Below are 19726 nucleotides of genomic sequence, written 5' to 3'. Positions count from 1 at the left end.
CCTTTTTAACTTCACTATTCTTAAAGTGAAACCCAATAATCTCTATGAATGACTTCATAATTATGTCTTTCGCCTCTTGCTTGAATATCTTGGCTTTGCATACCTTTTACTTCTCTTAGTTCCTCTGCGCTATATGTGCATTGTCCCTTTCCTATTACGCGCCCTTGTTGCGTTACAACCTCTACAACTTCACCCACTTGGAAAAATCCTGACACATTCGTAACACCAGCAGGAAGAAGACTTTTTCCTTGCCGAATGATAGCAGTAGCCGCTCCCGCGTCTACTTCTATTTGTCCGCTAACAAGCGAATGCAAGGCGATCCATTGCTTGTTCATCTTCATTTCTTTTTGAGGAGCATTTCCGACATACGTCCCATCACCTTTGCCCTTCAAAACATCTGCAAACTTCTCTTGTCCACGTCCTGTTCCGATAAATACACTCGCGCCAAGAGAAAGTGCCGTTTTTGCCGCATCAATTTTTGATTTCATACCGCCAGTCCCAAGTTTTGATCCAGCGTCTCCAGCAAGTGAAGCGATTTCTTCCGTAACTTCTGGAAGGAAATGATATTTCTTCGCATCTGCGTGCTTCTGAGGATTTTTATCATATAAGCCGTTCACATCCGTAAAAATCATAAGCATATCCGCCGACACAAGTCCGCTTACTAAAGCTGACAGCATATCATTATCACCGAACGTTAGCTCCTCTAAAGAGATGGAATCATTTTCATTAATGATTGGAAGAGCAGAACGGTTTAATAACTCTCCTAACGTAGCGTAAGCGTTACTATATTGTTCTTTTCTAGAAAAGTCACTTCTCGTCAGCAATAGTTGCGCCGTAACGATTCCGTATTTACGGAATTCCTTCGTGTACGCCTGCATTAACAAACTTTGTCCGACAGCTGCTGCAGCCTGTTTCCCTTTAATTGTTACAGGTCTACTAGGATAGCCTAGTGCAGAAAAACCTGCTGCGACAGCTCCAGATGTAATTAACAAAACTTCATGCCCTTCTGCTTTCAATCGAGCCAATGCGGCAACGTGATCTGAAAGTTGTTCTTTAGAAATGCCTCCGTGACTATCTGCCAAGGAACTGCTCCCAATCTTTACAACAATTCGTTGTTTTTTCACTTTTATATCCCCCAAGTCTAAAATCAAAGTTTTTTATAAATTACGCTGTTATTCAGACAGATTGCAGCGACTTCTATTCTCACCAATGCTGCACCTAGCCTATTAAAGAGCAAAATAAAAATGACCGCTTCGCCCTTAATAAAATAAAAAGGACGAAACGGTCATTGTTCCGCGGTACCACCTTAATTGATATACATAGATATCCACTTGGCGCCTATAACGCAGGCGAACGCCTAAACTTTCATTTAAGACTCAGGGATAGGTTCGATACATTCTATACGAGGAATCTTTCAGCCGGTGAATTCCACTCTCTTTCGCAAGAAGACATATGTACTATTTCCCTTCAACGATTTTCGGTTTAATTTTTTATATTATGCGATATAGTTTGATTTGGTGTCAAGAGGTATTTTAAAAAATAAATAGAGCGACGAGTTACTTGTATGAAATTATTACCCTACTGAATGAAAATACAAATCAATATAAGCTTAACTCTTATTTCATAAACAGGAAACCTTAATTTATATTGTATTTATTTGCATAATGTCTAATATATTTTTTTGTGTTGCAAAAAGGAATATATTCTCTTAGAATGTTTCTTTATATTGCATGGAGATGTTATTGTTATTTTAAGATAACAATTTCAAAATAATATAATTTATGATAAAAGGAGCAAGATTGAGTTATTATGGATAAACAAATTGGATTCATCGGATGCGGAAATATGGGAATGGCTATCATTGGCGGGATGCTAAACAAAAAGGTAGTGTCTGCAAATCATGTTATTTGTTCGGATTTAAACACTACGAATTTAAAACACGCTAGCGAAAAATATGGGCTAACTACTACTACCGACAACAAGGAAGTAGCTAAAAATGCTGATATTTTAATTTTATCAATTAAACCAGACCTATACGCATCAATCATTAACGAAATAAAAGAAGTCATCAAAAACGATGCTATAGTCGTAACAATCGCTGCCGGGAAAAGCATTAAAAGTACTGAAGAAGCTTTTGATAAAAAATTAAAGGTTGTAAGAGTAATGCCTAATACCCCTGCTCTCGTTGGAGAAGGAATGTCTGCATTATGCCCTAATGAAATGGTGACAGAAAAAGATTTAGAAGATGTGTTAAACATTTTCAATAGCTTTGGTCAAGCAGAGATCGTAAGTGAAAAATTAATGGATGTTGTTACATCAGTAAGTGGTTCTTCACCAGCATACGTATATATGATTATAGAGGCGATGGCAGATGCAGCTGTACTTGATGGTATGCCTAGAAATCAAGCATATAAATTTGCAGCTCAAGCTGTGTTAGGCTCTGCAAAAATGGTACTAGAAACCGGAATACATCCAGGTGAATTGAAAGATATGGTTTGTTCTCCTGGCGGAACAACGATAGAGGCTGTAGCAACATTAGAAGAAAAAGGCTTACGTACAGCCATCATTTCAGCTATGCAGCGCTGTACACAAAAGTCTATTGAACTGTCTGGTCAAACAAAAAAATAAAATGATAAAAGAGATCTCGTTTACTATGAAGTTAATTAGAAAATGGCGGATTACATACTTTCTCACTTTCACTAAATGATAAACGGACAAACTCAAGTATATATGAGTTTGTCCGTTCTTTTGATTATACTGAGATAATTTTATTTCTATCTTCTTTTGAAATTTTTGTTTTATCCCTTCCTTATCCCCTACTATGATTGTGGAATTTTATTAGAAACTAATAATTTTTCAATGCAAATCGGTAACATGTCTAATAACGTTTCAAATGCGTAATTTACATCTAGACGCTCTGTCCATTGATGTGCATCTTTTCCTACTGGTCCCATATTTAATACTGGAACGTCAAACTCTTCTAGTTCCTTTAGTGGAATCGAATAGCCTTTATCCCATAATGGCATATTGTCTACAAGAGAACTCATTGAGTCTAGTGGATTCTGTAAGCCCACATAGCTCAAATCTGAAATGCCTCCAAAATAATTTTGGTTTTCAAATGTAATGTTATGATTGTAGTGTGCATACTTTTCCATTTCTGCAACTACTTCTTTAATTAACGGATTGTTGCGTGAACTAACAGCTGGATAATATGGTGGAGCAAAGAAAAGTACAATCATCGGCGCCTTTTCTTTACATAAGATGGCTAATTTATCGACTAAATCAATCGTTACCGCACGATCATCCTTATCTTCTCTATTTTTTATTATACTAGATTGAATATCATCTATTTTCTCTTGCCCATGTTGTTCAATTGCATAAGCGATAAGCTCTTCATACGTTAATACATTTACTTTCATATTAGGGGGTATAAACGGATTATATTTAGAAAAACGATATGCTTGCTTTTCATATTTCTCTTCTATTTCCTCTGCTACTTTCGTTACTTTTTGACGTAACAATGAAACGACATCTGTCATTGATTTTTCTAATAAAAACAAATTAAATAATGTGACTGCACGATGCGGAATTTGTACAGAATAATCCTCCTTTAAGTCCCTTTGAAGTAAGTTAGTTGGCGGAGGACTCGCTTCCCCTTCTACAATATCACAAAGTTCTGTATTCAACTCTAATTCTGCTGTTATTAATGAGGCCATATAACTCCCATTTAAGCCCGCAAAAGGTTCTCCTACATGTGTTTCTTTACCATAGCAAAGAAATCCAGGTAACACTTTACCAATAGAACCAGTGTAAATATACTTATTTTGGTCACCAGGATGTCTTGAAAACATAGGCTCTGAATTTAGGACTGTTTTATAATTTAAATCGTGTTCTCTTGCTAACTCTAGTAATCTCGGAACAGCAGCCCTCATCCCCACCGAGTTTACTTCTTCATCTGGAACAGCTAATAAAAGTACATTTCCATCAAATCTTCCTTCACAGGCTTGCTCAATCATTGCCATTTGTAACGTGAGGCCGCATTTCATGTCCATTGTTCCTCTTCCAAATAGCCAATCTCCTTGTTCTATATCTTCACGTACATGGTCTGGTAGTTCATCTTTATGAGAATAAAACATAGACGTTAACTTTTTAGGATTGAATGCATCTTCTTTCCATACTCCGTAATCTTGTACATCTACAACATCAAAGTGACTAACTAGAATTACGGTGTTCTTTGTACTATCACTTTTCTTTACGAGGGCTGTAACAAAATACCGTCCATCCCCCGTCGGATTTTTTTGTAAATGATGCGGATTTTCTTTGAAGTACTGTAAATCAGATAATTGTTCTACAACAAAGTCTGGCAATATTACTTCAGCTTCTGAACCTGTAATACTAGGAATTTCAACAAGTTTACTTAATAATTGCACCAATTGCTCTTTTGATTGCCACTTTGACATATAACCCCCCCGTTTTTCCGCATTATGAAAATCAATTCCAATATATGAATAAAAAATGACGACAGCTATCAAAATTATAGTTTTGATGTACTGCCGATTTTTATTGAAATCTCATGAGCTGCTTGTTTTACATTACGAATAAGAAAAGATAATCGATCATCATTGATGCGATGACTAATTAATCCAATACTTAATGCTCCTACTACTTTATGATTAAAACCTATAATAGGTGCAGCTACTGAAGCTGTCCCTTCTGTTTTTTCACCATAACTCACCGCATATCCTTCATTTCTTATTTGCTCTATTTGATCTAAAAGAATTTGCTTTTGTTCTGGTAAAGAAGAAAGTAGCTGTTCTACAATGTACTCCATTTCATTCTGTTTCATATTGGCAAGCATTGTTTTGTTTGCAGCGCCAATAGAGAGAGGAATTTGTTCCCCTAAGTTATCGATAACTCGAATTTTTAAAGGACTATCAATTCTTTCAATGATAATAGAATGCGTTCCGTTTGGAATGTTCAAATAAACACTTTCTTCCACTTCATAGGCTAACCGCTTCATCACTTCTCTTGCAACTGATCTGTAGTCTACTTTCTCCAATTGACGTAATCCTATTTCCATCCACATTGGCCCAATTTTGTACTGTTTCGTTTCTGAAATTTGCGTAACTAACCCATGCTCGATTAGAGAATTAAGTAATCTATGTACTGTACTAACCGGAAGATGTGTTCTGTCCGCAATATCAGAAATAGCCCAATACTCTTTTTCATTCGTAGAATTTAACAACTTTATTATACTTATCGCTCGATCAATGGACTGTACCATAACTCACCTCAACTTGACTTGTAATATGTTAGTACGCTCAATTACCTATCAATTTAACAAAAATTCAAAATGAAATCAATCTATTTATTTAATTTTCTAAAAATAAAAACATATCGTTGTTAAAATCTTGTAAGCGCGAACAAAAAATATTGACTTTTCTTTTTAATTATCTGAAAATTATAACAAGATTTCACATCACGGAATACATTCCACAATACGGAAAAACATCAAATTTATTCTATCAACTACGAAAGTGAGGAAAACAATGTCGCAAGTAAACAATACAAACAATGAATTAAAACGTACGATGAAAAGTAGACATTTATTCATGATTGCACTCGGTGGTGTGATTGGAACAGGGTTATTTAACGGATCTGGCTTTATTATAAGTCAAGCTGGACCTGGTGGATCCGTACTTGCCTTTATGGCTGGTGGATTATTAATGTATTTCGTTATGCTTTGTCTTGGTGAACTTGCTGTAGCTATGCCTGTTTCAGGTTCTTTTCAAGAATATGCAACTAAGTTCATCAATCCTGCAACTGGTTTTACAATCGGATGGTTGTATTGGTTAAGCTGGGCGAATACGACCGGTCTTGAATTTACAACAGCCGGCATTACAATGCAGCGCTGGTTTCCTGGTATTCCCGTCTGGGTATGGTGTCTAGTATTTGGCGTTACAATCTTCACTATTAACGCATTATCTGCTCGTAGTTATGCAGAAACAGAATTTTGGTTTTCAAGTATAAAAGTATCTGCCATTATAGCTTTTATTATCCTTGGCGGCGCCGCTATGTTCGGTTTTATTGATTTAAAAGGCGATGAACCAGCCCCATTATTATCAAATTTCGTAAATCATGGCGGTTTATTTCCAAATGGACTTGCAGCTATTCTATTAACAATGGTTACAGTTAATTATTCCTTCCAAGGTACAGAACTTGTCGGAATCGCAGCAGGTGAAAGTGAAGATCCAGCAAAAACTTTACCACGTTCTATTAGAAATATTATATGGCGTACGATGTTTTTCTTCGTCTTAGCAATCTTTGTTCTCGTTGCTTTAATTCCTTGGGAAGAAGCAGGATTAACTAAAAGCCCATTCGTTGCTGTTTTTGATAATATCGGTATTCCATATGCAGCTGATATTATGAACTTTGTTATTCTTACAGCTGTTCTTTCTGTTGCAAACTCTGGACTGTACGCTGCAACTCGCATGCTTTGGTCATTATCAAAAAATGAAATGGCTCCTGCCTTTTTAAAGAAATTATCATCACGAGGAATACCTCTAAACGCTTTAATTTTGACAATTTCTATTTCTGCTTTTTCTCTTTTAACGAGCGTCGTAGCTGCTGAAACAGTTTACTTATGGTTAATTTCCATTTCTGGCGTCATTACAATCATCGTTTGGATGTCAATTTGTGTCTCTCAATTCTTTTTCCGTAAACATTATTTAGCAGACGGTGGAAGATTAGAAGACTTAAAATTTAAAACTCCACTTTATCCACTTGTACCTATTCTTGGTTTTGGATTGTATGGCATTATATTAATCAGTCTTATCTTTATTCCTGAACAACGACTTGGAATCTATTGCACTGTACCATTTATCATCTTTTGCTACACATACTATCACTTTAAAGTTAAGAAAAGAATTGCTACTAACACTCAAAGTGAAACTAAAATGAGCGAGACTATGTAATACTATACTTATATATAAAAAACCGCACATAACTTTCACTTCATGTGCGGTCTTTTATCAATTTAATTCGCTTTAAAATTATATAATGGCTTAATAATGTGCTTTATATTTATTGTTTCTTTCGTATTTTCTATAATTTCATCCATTGGCTTATATACCATTGGTGCCTCATCAATTGTGCTCTCTACTACCGATGTAGTCCAAACCTCTGTCATCGTATTTTGGAAGTCCTCTAGACTCAATAATTCTTTTGCCTTCTTACGACTCATGATACGCCCTGCCCCATGCGGACCAGAAAAGTTCCAGTCTGGATTACCTTTACCAAATGCAATAATTGAACCATCTCTCATGTTAATTGGAATAATGACTCGTTCATCTTTCTGAGCTGAAATAGCACCTTTTCGTAGAATCATATTTTCCATGTCAATATAGTTATGTATTGTAGTAAATTGATCCGTAATTTTCCAGTCCATTTTCGTAACAATTTCATCAATCATTGCTTTACGATTTAACGCAGCGTACTTTTGAGCAATATTCATATCATTCATATAATCTTTGAATCCTTGCCCTTCTAAATAAGCTAGTTCTTTACGAATCTTAGGCTTCTGAATTCCTCGTAAAGTTTCTTGTATTTCTTTTGCTCTACCCTCTTCAGTTAATCTCTTAATAATCTCATCTTTCATTGATGTAACATCAGTGAGTTGTTCATATGCGAAGTTTTGGTAATACTCTGCAATTTGCTTACCTAAATTACGAGAACCGCTATGAATGACAATATATACATTTCCTTCTTCATCTTCATTTAATTCAACAAAATGATTTCCTCCCCCAAGAGTACCTATACTTTTTTGAGCGCGTTGTAATGTAAATGGAGCTCTCACACCATCAAAATCAATCATTTTTGAGAATCGATGTTCTTTATCTCGAATACGAAAACCACTTGGAACAAATTTACGAATTGTTTCGTCTAAACAATCGAAATTAATTTCTTCTTTTTTCTTATCAATTACAACAACTTCCATTCCACACCCAATATCTACCCCTACAAGATTAGGAACAATTTTATCTTGTATTGTCATTGTTGTTCCAATCGTACAACCTGCTCCCGCATGTGTATCTGGCATAATACGAATTTGACTATCCTTTACGAATTCTTGATTACAAAGATCAAGAATCTGCCCAGTTGCAGTTTCATCAACATTATTCGTAAATACTTTCGCTTCATTGTATTTTCCTCGTAAATTCAACACCTTTCATTTCCCCCTCCTTTTGAAAGAATTATTTTATTACGTTGTATCTGTGCTTATAATTACTATCATCTACCTTCTGCTTTCCATTATATATGTATGATATCCTTCACAATAATAAAAAATTATGATGATTTATCTTATTTACATAATATAATTACCGCATCCTTAAATTTATACGTACACATCGTCCCCGATATCAGTTATATATAACAAAAACTCCCCTTACATCGAAAATGATTAAGGGGAGTTTTATAGCCGATGAGATTATAGTTCAGATTTCACCCGAACAGAAACATTATTTTTAATTATATTTTTGACTTCTTTAAAGCTAACAAAATTGTTACTTTTCTCATCCCAAAGACGGAAACGGAGTGATCGTAAGCTTGTAGCAAGAGTAATCGTTGGCACATTTTTTAACGGAAGCGTATTATTGTGTGCCTCTTCTAATTTATAGTTAGGTACTCTTGGACTTAAATGGTGAACATGATGGAATCCAATATTACCAGTTAAGAATTGCAAGATTTTTGGAAGTTTATAAAATGAACTTCCTTCCACTGCCGCTTTCACATATTCCCAATCTTTATCCTCTTCAAAATAAGAATCCTCGAATGTATGTTGTACGTAAAATAGCCAAATCCCTACTGAACCTGCTATTAAGAATATCGTACCATGTACTAACAGAAACGATTGCCAACCAATTGCCCAGCAAAGTATAGCTACTACAGCAACGATTATTATATTCGTCAAATACGTATTCATACGTTCTTTCTGTCTAGCTCCTTTTCGGTTAAATCTATTTTTAAGTAAGAAAACATAAATCGGGCCTAATCCAAACATAACGAATGGATTACGATATAAACGATATGCTAAACGAAGTCTAAATGGCGCAGCAACATATTCATCCACTGTAAGCGTCCAAATATCTCCTGTACCTCGCTTATCCAAATTACCACTTGTAGCGTGATGAATAGCATGCTCATGTCCCCATTGATCAAATGGGAATAACGTTAACACACCCATACATGTCCCTACTATTCTATTGGCAGGTCGACTTTTAAAGAATGAATAATGGGTACAATCATGAAAAATTATGAAAATTCGCGTCATAAAACCAGCAGCTAACAGAGATGGAACTAATGCTAACAGATAAGAAACAGACAAACTTTTATAAGCAAGGTACCACAAAATAATAAATGGCACGACTGTGTTAATAAGTTGCCACACACTTTTTTTAATCGTTGATTTTTCATATGGAGCAACTTGTTTTTTTAAATTTTTAGTATTTTCTAATGTCATTGTTCTAATTCCTTTCCTTTTTGTTGCTAATTCACATTATAGCATACTATTAGTATCAGGTGTTAAAAGTAGATGTAATAAATATTATATATTATATAAATTTCTTTTTTCTTACTCATTACTTACAAATTACTTACGGCCAAAAAGGCTTCTATGATTGGACTGATGGATCATTTCATTTATAAAAGAGACATCTATTTTTTCCAATAAATATATAAAAAAGCAAAGAACTTTTTCACAAGAAGAAAAAAGCTGCCACAAGTCAGGTTTCACCGACTTATGACAGCTCCTTTTCATTTTATTTTAGCGATGGATCCAAACTGCACCTGCAGACTTGTCTTCCGCTTGACCTACCACTTCAAACTTCAATCCTAGTTTCGGTAACTTACGTCCGGCATCTGGAATAACGCTATTGATGTACTGCTTAGAGTCATCAAATTTTGCAACGCCTGGTAATCCTTTATAGTCAAAGATACCGCGCGTTGGCGAATCTACTCTCCATGCTGGCGTTTGATCAAATGAAAATGCCGCATCAGCAATTTGATAACGCGTACTGCTCTTCACAGTTGGTTGTCCGTTTAATGTTCCTACGATTGCCTCTGGATGAGAATCTACTACCCCAAGGAATCCTTCACCTGGATGAACGCCTACCCAGTTATCTGTAAAGCTTTGATCCGCATACCATACAACCATTCCTGTATTAAATACTGGACCACGTGCATGTTGTAACGCTGTGTCAGATCCAGCATAATTGCGCCACTCAATATAATAGTTATGTTTTTTCTGTTCAAATCCGTTTGACACAGTAAATCCTTTTAACGTCATTGCTGGCTGGCCTTCTGCATCATCAGAGAATACAACTTTTCCATCTACAGTTAAAGCTGCATTGTCTAACGCAAACCCTTTATAAGCTACTGCAATATCTGTTACATACTCAAATTGCAGTTTTACTTTCTTTCCTTTGAATTGACTTAAATCATATGATTTATCAACCCACTTACCATCCGTTGTATCTATTCCGGCTTTAACATCTTTTTCGCCCATTCTATCAATTCGCGTCTTCGTTCCATCTTCTGCAATTGCATTTACATCAAGGAAATCATACTTCGCTTCCAGTTCATAAAATGCCTTATAATCAAACTTAGCATCCGTTGCATTCGTTAAGTCAAATACTGGTGTTTCAAGTGTTGTATGAATGTCATTTCCTTTCGTACTGTAATAAAACTTCTTACCAAATGCTGATTCAATATTTTTAATATCTTTGTCTGGCAAGTTAACACGAACGATTCCTGGACGTTTTGATTTTGTAACACTTTGATCTAAATATGTTGCAGCACCAATTCCTGTACGAAGTTTGTCATAATCTACTTCTAGTATATTCGCCCAGTTCCCCTTCATATTCTTTTGGAAAAACTCTTTATTTTGCGGTGAGAAACTTGTTGGCTCAGTTCCTGCAATTTTTCCAGCCCAGCTACCACCACTCATAAGAGACCATGATTCAACAGGTTCACCTTGTCCAGAATACTTTGTATCATATTCATCTGGTAAGCCTAAATCATGACCATACTCATGCGCAAACACACCCACTGCTCCGTCTTCAGGCTCAATTGTATAATCATATGCAGCCATCTTTCCGCCCCAGTTTGATACAGTAGATTTTGTACCATCAATCGCATATGGCTTCGATCCTAGTTTTGAACGATGTGACCAAATCGCGTCATCTTTCAATTTACCACCGCCAGCTTCTTGCCCTACGCCTGCATGTACAACCATTAAGTGGTCAATAATTCCATCTGGTTCATTTTTATTTCCATCACCATCTTGATCGTATTGATCAAATTGGTCATAGTCTGCTAAATTAATCCCTTTTGCTACTGCAGCTTTTAATGCTTCTTTCACAAAATCACGTGGCCCTAAAGGACCCTTGTTATCATGACCAGTTCCCGCATCTGCACCATAATCTGATGCTTTCCCTGGAACAGTAAGCCATTCCGTCACAGTTCCATCAACTGTGTAGCTTCCGCCAGATTGTTCTTCATAATACTGTTTAAATGTATTAATTTTCGAACCATCAAATAACGTAAATGGCTCATCACCAAATAACATTTTTTGATAATGTTCACGATTAAAGTCCTTAGAATACATATAACCCGGTTCTTGATCAATATTATTATGCTTAAAATCGCTAAATTCTACGAGTAAAACAAGTACTTTATCTTTTCGGACAGATCCATTGTACTCAGCTTGCTTCGCTGGTGTCGTTGGTACTTTTCCATTTAATTTTCCAGGGTTCACTCCTGCACCTTGTCCAGCTACTGGTCCTACTTCTGGTTGCTGCGCCTGTTCATTCTCCTTCATTTTTGCATCTTTTACTTTTTTCATAAAATCTGAAGCTTCTTGCGTAAGGTTATCTCCTGTCATGATTTCTTTTCCAGGGTTTTCCCCTTTCTTTTTCTCAACATAATTTTCGACAGCCTTTGATGTCTCAGCTTGTGATGCAGATTGATCAATTACTCCCCGTTGCTTCAGTGCTTCTGCCAAACGCTCCTCAGGTATTAAATGCTCATCAATTGGTAGAGATGGTGGCGTATCAGCATACGCTGCATGACTTCCAAAAGCAAACGTACTACTTAGCACTGCCGCTGTTGTTAATACAGTTAAAGGCTTTAATTTCTTTTTCAATGTATTTCCTCCCCAGTGTCTGCAAATTATCGTTTTTTGCCGATAGCAACATAATATTCGTTATAATACGAATATTCAATATTTTTAAAGTGCTAAAATGTTGAGAAATATTTTTTAAAAGGTGAAAAACATAAAGTAGGTACCTTTACAGAAAGTCCATTCTAGAAATTATGATTCTCTTTCTTTTTTTCGAGTGAAATCTCACCTACACAAAAAAAGCCAATCCCTAAGTACTAGCTAAGGAATTGGCTTTTTCTAACGATAATGCTTTATGAATAAATGACTTGCTTCTTCTGGTATATAGAACTTACCATCACTTTCTACAACAACACTTCCTAATTCATAATCTTTATTGTTAATACGGATTATATTTTTGTTAACAAATAATTGAGCTTTTACATTATTACTTTTTACTATAAGCACAGGATTTTCTACATCAGTTTTGTCTATCGTTACAGTTGCACCGTTTTGTTTAAAAATTGATTCACTCTCTACAAATAATTTATTTGTTACTTCTTCTAAGTTAAAGCCCATAGCTTTCGCCATCGTCTTCGCAACGTCTGTGTTTTGGATTAAACCGGATGGCTTTTGAGGTCCGTATGAATATAAAAATACATCCTCACCAGTATGACCGCCTGTTGTGAAGCCTATGTTCGCACGGTTAGCCAATATTGTAGTAAAAATTGGACCTACATCTATTTTCTTTTTAGCCACTTTTACTCTTTCTTTTTCATCATAAGTTAAACTGTCCAAACCGTATAATTTAGCTACATCTTCTACATTTGAGAAATCAGATTTCAGTTTATTTGTAATCCCTTCAAGTGTCATTTTCGATTTTTTTAATGGATTAATGTATGTAGAGACCGGCGTAGTATTATAACCTTTTGTCGTATTCGTATTCCCGATAGAAATACCACTGTTACCATGATCAGTTAAAGCTATTAACATCGTATTACCATCTTTTTTTGCAAATTTTAATGCTTTTGCTACCGCTTCATCAAATGCCAATACATCACTAATTATCCCAATTGGATCATTCACATGAGCTGCCCAGTCTGGTTTACTTCCTTCCACAAATAAAAAGAAACCATCTTTATCTTTTGATAGTGTTTGAATTGCTTTTTCTGTCATTTGAGAAAGTGTCGGTTGCTCCGGATTTGTTGCTTCACGATCCATATCAAATGCTAAAGCATTATGTGAAAAAGAGCCCCAAATTTTCTTAGATTTAGAGTTCAATAATTCATTTTTCGTTTCAACAAAGTCGTATCCTTTGCTTTGAATCACCTTTACTAAATCTTCACCATCTTTTCTTTTTATAGGTAGCAGCGCCGCTTTTCCCCCGCCTAATACGACATCTATATTTTGATACACTTGTTGCTCCGCAATTACGTCAAAACGCTTGCGGTTTACATGATGAGCAGAGAACCCAGCCGGAGTAGCATGCTGAATTTCAGCTGTAGCAATAATTCCAGTTGCGCGACCAGTACGTTTGGCACCTTCTAAAACATTGGCAACTGGCCGTAACTTGTCCTCTTTTTTTATTGGTTTTAAGCCGGGCGAACTTACAATAGAAGGTAATACACCTACATATCCTGAATTCGATTTATTCCCCGTCGCTAGTGCTGTAGCTGCTGGGGCTGAGTCTGTTATAGCTGATTCTGCTGAATATGTACGAACTCCTCCTGTTACCATTTCATCTAATGCCAGTGGTTTCCCTTTATACAAGCGAGCCAACGTCGTTGCTGAAGAACTCGTTCCGTCCATAACCATTATGATTACATTTTTCGGTTGCTGTTCTACTTTTTTCACTTTAGCTTCCACCGTATGATAATTCATGATGCTTTCCGTACATAACATACTTAGTGTGATTGTTCCTACTAACAGTAACTTCTTCATCAGTAAACCCAAATTCGACATTGTTGTTCCTCCATATATTTTACATTCATTTATATATGTTTTATTAGTCCCCAATTTTCATGAAGCTAACAATCATTACCTTCACTTTCTTTTAGTAAAACAACGGATATTACATTTCATACCTTTTTATGTTTCAAAAACTAGAGACCACACCTTTTTATAAAAACGTCTTGTCATTCTCTTCACTAAAATTAATTTTTCAATAAAAATTCGATTAAAATAAATAATAATTTATTGTTAAACGATAAATTTTATGATAAATTAAAAAGATAATTTAAAAATGAGGTGCTTTATATGAAACAAGGATCAACACTCTTTTTAAAGACAGCTATTATCCTTATGGGGATTCCTGTTTTTGCTTTGTGTATATTTTTAATTCCTAATATCGGGAATTATGCAGCGGAATTGTACCCGGATATTGCATATATAAAATATCTTATTTTAATTAATCTATATGCAACGGTGATACCTTTTTACTTTGCTCTATATCAAGCCTTTAAACTTGTAAGCTACATTGACAAAGGTAACGCTTTCTCGAAATTATCTGTTAGAGCTTTAAAAAAGATAAAACAATGTGCCGTTACAATTAGTGTATTGTATGTATTAGGTATGCCACTCTTCTATCTTGTAGCGGAGAGAGATGATGCACCAGGTATTATTATAATTGGCATGATTCTTATCTTTGCTTCAATGGTTATCGCCGTCTTTGCTGCCGTTCTCCAAAGACTTTTAAAAGATGCGATAGATATAAAATCAGAAAATGATTTAACGGTCTGAGGTGAATAACATGGCAATAATAATTAATATTGATGTAATGTTAGCGAAACGAAAAATGAGTGTAACTGAACTTTCAGAGAAGGTTGGAATTACAATGGCTAACCTTTCTATTTTAAAAAATGGAAAAGCAAAAGCAATTAGAATTACAACTTTAGATGCTATTTGTAAAGCGTTAGAATGCCAACCAGGGGATATCTTAGAATATCAACCAGAAGATAGCGAATAAAAAGAGTCCTTCTCGTATGAAGGACTCTTTTTATTCGCTATTATGGTGCAAAACTAACTCTACCAGTCAAAACTAAAATAATCGCGATAATCCAAAATATAAAAAATGATGAGGACAGTATTAATGAAAGAATAGCGATTCCCTTTTTCTCGTTTTTTTTCGTCATCGCAATGACAGAAAGTATAATACCTGCAACTGTGAGGGCAACTGTAATATAATCTCCCACTATATTACCTGCATTCGCTATCCTTGTCGGTGTAATAAAAACGAACAAAAAACATAAAATGCCGATGAGTAAAGATATATAACTTATTATACTGTACTTCTTTTTAGGAACTATTTCAGTTTTCATACTAACCCACCCCTCCTTTTTAGCTATGTGTTTATATTAGCATGAATAACCATAATTTGGTTAAAACAATAAAAACAGATGCAGCGGAGACTTCCACTGTATCTGTTTTTATTTAATAAATAAACCTGCTATTTCTTCTTTGTCATTATAAGTTATAATATATGTCCGTTGTTCCTTACTATATTTCGCTACAAGTATAACAGTATATAAACCATCTTTTTCTTCAATCGATTTTTTCTCAATTTTTTCGAACGTACCGGCTTTCTCAATTACAGGTGTAAGCTCTTTCATTTTTCCTTCTGGTAATCCCACTTTCATTTTACTATCAAATTTGTCATGCACGTCTTTATACTTCGCCTCATTTAAAAATGATACAATTTCTTCCGCCTTCGGAATAAATTTTTTCTCTGTACTTTCATCTACTTTATTACCGGTACATGCTGCAAGTGCGAACGCCGTGATAGCACTTACAATAATTAGTAATATTCTTCTCATTTTCATACACCCTTTCTTTTTAAAATGAAACTATAACTAAAAACGAGTAAAGCACACATTGCTAATGAAACTTCTGACATAATGATCCCGCTTTTCCCTTGTACATATAGCGATATAATGCCCGCTAATGCATTTGCAGTCCCATGGATGAGAATTGCATATATAACATAACGAAATTTCTTTTGGACAACAGCTTGCAATACAATGAAGGAAAGTCCAACATGCAATACCATCGCAAAGATGCGCTCAATACCGCCGAAATAATAACTGTCACCATTTTGAATGACTGTTTGTGACAATAATAGGGATATTACTGGAATACCAACTATCAACACTGCCTCAATACCACCATGCCCTGCTCCAAATAAAAAAACAGACTGCCAATCTCGTTGCTTCATAAAATAACGCATAGCAATAAAACGGGCTACCTCTTCAAAAATACCAGCTGATAAACTAAGCAAAATTATAAATAGGACAGGCTGCATAACAGAAAACATTTGAAAATCTGTGTTTGTTCCATTTACATAATTCAGTATTGGTATGCGAATCAATATTTGTGATACAACAAAAGCCAATACACCTAACATATATGGAATATAGCGTTTCTTCCAAACAGCATATAAAAGTGCTACAAGTGGTAAACCAAAGCTAATCATTGTTGTAAAAATAAGACCATTCATCTCGCTTCACCTCTTACTTGAAGTGTATAAAAACAAGTGAAGAAAGTATGTAGTTATTTCCTATTCGGTTTCCTTTTCATCATAGATGGTCATTTCATCTCTTTTAATATGAATGTTTGCGTGAAATACGGACTTACATAAGTTGTTTCTAACGTCGCATTATTTGTTTTATTCATAATCCGCTTTAATGAGAATAGCCCGTACCCTCTAGCTCCTTTTTTACTTGTATGGTTTTTCTCATAAATTTTTTGTAAATCAATCTCTTCACTCTTAGAACTATTACGCACAATAAAATATTGTCTTGAATCCATTTCAAAGAATGCGATTTGCAATATCTTTTCCTCACTATGCACCGCTTCTTCAATTGCATTATCTACTAAAACTGAAATGATGCGAATAAATGAAATAATCGGCATCGAAACACTTTCAATGTTTTCAGGTATATCAAGCATTACTTTTATTTGTTGCTGCTGGGCAATGCCAACTTTCGCCCTTAATACACTTCTCACTTCAGGAATATGTATGCGAGATAATTTCGCAATATCAAGTTCATGATCATTAATTGTTTTTAATGTAGGAGCTATAACGTCATAATACACTTGCTCAATTTCCTTCACATTTTCTGTACGTATGCCCTCTTCTAACGATAGTAATACATTCATATAATCATGACGGAAACTAGCAAGCTCGTCATGCATGTCCTCTAATTTCTCCACATAATCCAATAACTCTTTATCTAAACTTTTTTCATGCTCTTCTCGTAACTTTTCTTTCGATAAATGTGAGCTTATTAGTACAATGATTAGTAATAATAAAAATACAATAATCGCTGAAATATAACTTACTTCACTGTATTGTTGATTTAATTGTGCTAAAAATGCAGTAGATGGCTGTGTTAAAATTAGTTCAATAATAAATCCGGCAATTAATAATATATAAGTTACATAGTATAGCGGACTACCTACTATATATTGAGCAATTTTTTGGATTCTTTTACGAGCTAATAGAATACCGATAACAGTAAGTGTCGATACGATAAGATGAATCATGCTACCTGTCCATAAATATAAATTGAATGGCGTTAACATAAAGATTTTCATTCCTAAATCGAAAAGCAACATTTTCACTAACGTTATAATCACCATACTCACTAGTGCAAAATATACATTATGCTTAAATTTCAATTCATTTTGCATTAGTCCTAAACTTATTAGAAACAACACAATGGTACTATTCAATTCTGGGTATCTCGTTACCGTTACGACAATAGCAAGTAAAATAATAAATGCCGAACTTAAAGCTATTAACATTCTATATGACAACCTATTGTACCGGATTAATTGAATGTATAAAAACGTATGACTCATACTAGTAAGCAGTATTGCAAATAAATCATAAATATACATTACATCTCACCCTTTAACATATTACGTATTTTGCTCACTAAACGCCGTGATACTGGAATTCGTTTCCCACTTTTTAAAACTATCATTTTTTGCTTCGCATCATAAGAAGACATTTGCTTCGTATTCACGATATATGATTGGTGACAACGAAATAAACGTTCATCTATTATTTCTATCTCCTTTAATGTTCCATAAAAATAAACGATTCGATCTAACGTCACTAACGCTAAACGGTGCGGTTCATCAGTCATTACATATTCAACTTCATGAAAAGGTACCCGCACAGTCGCATTACTATTTTCAACGATAAAATCATCTGATGGAATGATGTGCTTATTACGCGCTTCATATTGGAGTAAACATTGTTCAAAAACGTTACGCCTCTCCTCGTATGGCAACCCTTTATCAATAAAAGTTAAAGCTGATACCATGTATTGATATGAAATAGGCGCAAATTCAGAATGCGTCGTTACAAACACAATAATCCCTTGCGTATCATACTTTCGTATTTCTTGCGCCACTTGTAAACCTTTTCGCTCTTCCCTTTTAATCTCTATATCTAAAAAATAGATTGGGACATACTTCGCCCTAGGAATGTTAGTAATGATGTTTTCACTTTTACTAGTCACCTCTATAAAATCAAAAGGCAACATATATTTCTCACAAATCTCTTCAACTAGCCGCTTCATTTGCTGCGCTTGTATGACATCATCTTCTAAAATGAAAATACTCATGTAATCACTCGCTTTATTGAAATCTATTATTAGAATAACATGACTACTTACAAATACTTAATAATATTTCCTTATTTTTCATATTAAATAATAACTAATATCGTTTTCTATACATATATTAAAAACAATTAAACTACCATTATTGAATAAAGATTTAGAGGGATGTATTAATAAATAAATTTTATTAATTAAAACATATTCTATAAGTACCCTAAAATAATTCGATTAATTGAATAAAAAGTTCGACCTTCATATCCGTATCATCAATTTCATCAGAATTAATTCATATATAATTGTTTGCACTAAATAAAAAACAACCCGGGTTATGACTTTTTAATTTGTCAATAACCCGGGTTCTGGCAACATGTGATATATTAATTAATTATTTAATTTTTTTCGAGTAAATATGAATCCTCCTAATCCTAAAAGTAGAATACCTACAGCAATTGAAAGAAATTCTTTCCAGATTGTTCTCCCGGTTTTAGGAAGTAATGATGTCTTTTGATCACTTTCTTTTATAGCCAGTCCCTCTACATCATCCTTTTGAGTTGTATTTTCTTTAGGAACTACTACCGATTCACCTTTGATTTTTGTATTCGTAATGTCATAACCGTTCACTTCCGATTGATACCCAGCTACTGGCTGTTCCTTCACTTCATACTTGTAGACTTTTCCTTCTCCGTCGTATGCCGCTAAATCTGCGAATACGTATTTCCAACTTGTTACTTCGCTTACTTCTTTTGTTTTGATGACCTGACCATTTTGAAGTAAGTCTACTTTGATTGTTTTTGGACGATCTGGTGCATTATTATCGTTCCATGTTTTTGTTCCTTCTACTTTTGTTTCGCCTACTTTTGTATTCGTAATATCATAACCGTTCACTTCTGTTTGATATCCATCTACCGGCTGTTCTTTCACTTCATACTTGTATGCTTTT

General features: G+C 34.8%; 17 protein-coding genes and 1 other annotated feature. Of the genes, 4 read left to right on the top strand and 13 right to left on the bottom strand.

The annotated features are described in order from the left end of the window. Window positions 1-20 precede the first annotated feature (20 nt). A complete protein-coding gene (gene proB, locus VF726_RS19990; protein WP_440171466.1) occupies window positions 21-1124 on the bottom strand; it encodes a glutamate 5-kinase in 1104 nt (367 codons plus the stop codon). A 145-nt stretch (window positions 1125-1269) separates the two neighbouring features. Beyond that, window positions 1270-1480 (bottom strand) — a binding site (T-box leader). A gap of 329 nt (window positions 1481-1809) precedes the next feature. Between proB and proC the strand changes: the two genes are divergently transcribed. Continuing rightward, on the top strand, window positions 1810-2628 hold the full coding sequence (proC, locus tag VF726_RS19985) for a pyrroline-5-carboxylate reductase (protein ID WP_440171464.1): 819 nt from the start codon (window positions 1810-1812) through the stop codon (window positions 2626-2628). Between the two features lie 191 nt (window positions 2629-2819). Here the strand turns inward: proC and VF726_RS19980 are convergent, their stop codons facing one another. After that, window positions 2820-4460: a M20/M25/M40 family metallo-hydrolase gene (locus VF726_RS19980; protein ID WP_440171462.1), complete on the bottom strand. Its 1641-nt coding sequence runs from the start codon at window positions 4458-4460 to the stop codon at window positions 2820-2822. Between the two features lie 74 nt (window positions 4461-4534). Further along, window positions 4535-5284 carry an IclR family transcriptional regulator gene (locus VF726_RS19975; RefSeq protein ID WP_440171460.1) on the bottom strand — a complete coding sequence of 250 codons (750 nt, stop codon included), beginning with the start codon at window positions 5282-5284 and terminating at the stop codon, window positions 4535-4537. Window positions 5285-5549: 265 nt separating this feature from the next. Between VF726_RS19975 and VF726_RS19970 the strand changes: the two genes are divergently transcribed. Beyond that, window positions 5550-6974 (top strand): amino acid permease, encoded by a 1425-nt coding sequence (locus VF726_RS19970; protein ID WP_440171458.1) that lies wholly within the window; start codon window positions 5550-5552, stop codon window positions 6972-6974. A 62-nt stretch (window positions 6975-7036) separates the two neighbouring features. On the opposite strand, the gene VF726_RS19965 is transcribed toward VF726_RS19970, so the two are convergent. From VF726_RS19965 to VF726_RS19950, 4 genes are all read right to left on the bottom strand, one after another. Beyond that, window positions 7037-8224 (bottom strand): RtcB family protein, encoded by a 1188-nt coding sequence (locus tag VF726_RS19965; protein ID WP_440171456.1) that lies wholly within the window; start codon window positions 8222-8224, stop codon window positions 7037-7039. A gap of 264 nt (window positions 8225-8488) precedes the next feature. Further along, window positions 8489-9520 carry a fatty acid desaturase gene (locus tag VF726_RS19960; RefSeq protein ID WP_440171454.1) on the bottom strand — a complete coding sequence of 344 codons (1032 nt, stop codon included), beginning with the start codon at window positions 9518-9520 and terminating at the stop codon, window positions 8489-8491. Window positions 9521-9823: 303 nt separating this feature from the next. Then, on the bottom strand, window positions 9824-12202 hold the full coding sequence (locus tag VF726_RS19955; RefSeq protein ID WP_440171452.1) for an immune inhibitor A domain-containing protein: 2379 nt from the start codon (window positions 12200-12202) through the stop codon (window positions 9824-9826). A gap of 255 nt (window positions 12203-12457) precedes the next feature. Beyond that, the gene (locus tag VF726_RS19950) at window positions 12458-14119 is read right to left on the bottom strand and encodes an alkaline phosphatase (protein WP_440171450.1); all 1662 of its coding nucleotides are present in this window, start codon (window positions 14117-14119) and stop codon (window positions 12458-12460) included. 294 nt (window positions 14120-14413) lie between these two features. Here VF726_RS19950 and VF726_RS19945 point away from each other — a divergent pair, with 294 nt between their 5' ends. Then, on the top strand, window positions 14414-14896 hold the full coding sequence (locus tag VF726_RS19945) for a DUF2975 domain-containing protein (RefSeq protein WP_087955896.1): 483 nt from the start codon (window positions 14414-14416) through the stop codon (window positions 14894-14896). Between the two features lie 10 nt (window positions 14897-14906). Then, on the top strand, window positions 14907-15122 hold the full coding sequence (locus VF726_RS19940) for a helix-turn-helix domain-containing protein (RefSeq protein ID WP_002084833.1): 216 nt from the start codon (window positions 14907-14909) through the stop codon (window positions 15120-15122). A 40-nt stretch (window positions 15123-15162) separates the two neighbouring features. On the opposite strand, the gene VF726_RS19935 is transcribed toward VF726_RS19940, so the two are convergent. From VF726_RS19935 to VF726_RS19910, 6 genes are all read right to left on the bottom strand, one after another. Next, a complete protein-coding gene (locus VF726_RS19935) occupies window positions 15163-15474 on the bottom strand; it encodes a hypothetical protein (RefSeq protein ID WP_440171447.1) in 312 nt (103 codons plus the stop codon). 108 nt (window positions 15475-15582) lie between these two features. Beyond that, a complete protein-coding gene (locus VF726_RS19930; RefSeq protein WP_440171445.1) occupies window positions 15583-15969 on the bottom strand; it encodes a DUF3887 domain-containing protein in 387 nt (128 codons plus the stop codon). 2 nt (window positions 15970-15971) lie between these two features. Then, a complete protein-coding gene (locus VF726_RS19925; protein ID WP_440171443.1) occupies window positions 15972-16649 on the bottom strand; it encodes a YhfC family glutamic-type intramembrane protease in 678 nt (225 codons plus the stop codon). Window positions 16650-16738: 89 nt separating this feature from the next. Next, the gene (locus VF726_RS19920) at window positions 16739-18055 is read right to left on the bottom strand and encodes a GHKL domain-containing protein (RefSeq protein WP_440171441.1); all 1317 of its coding nucleotides are present in this window, start codon (window positions 18053-18055) and stop codon (window positions 16739-16741) included. Next, window positions 18055-18789, bottom strand: a complete 735-nt coding sequence (locus VF726_RS19915) for a LytR/AlgR family response regulator transcription factor (protein ID WP_440171439.1) — start codon at window positions 18787-18789, stop codon at window positions 18055-18057. Before VF726_RS19915 ends, VF726_RS19920 begins: the two co-directional genes overlap by 1 nt. 378 nt (window positions 18790-19167) lie before the next feature. Then, on the bottom strand, window positions 19168-19726 hold a 559-nt coding region (locus VF726_RS19910), incomplete at its 5' end, for a Cna B-type domain-containing protein (RefSeq protein ID WP_440171437.1).

This window comes from Bacillus sp. Brlt_9, assembly GCF_051948935.1.
Taxonomy (GTDB): Bacteria; Bacillota; Bacilli; order Bacillales; family Bacillaceae_G; genus Bacillus_A.
The sequence above is the reverse complement of the archived record's forward strand: the minus strand, read 5'-3'. Positions and strand labels throughout refer to the sequence as shown.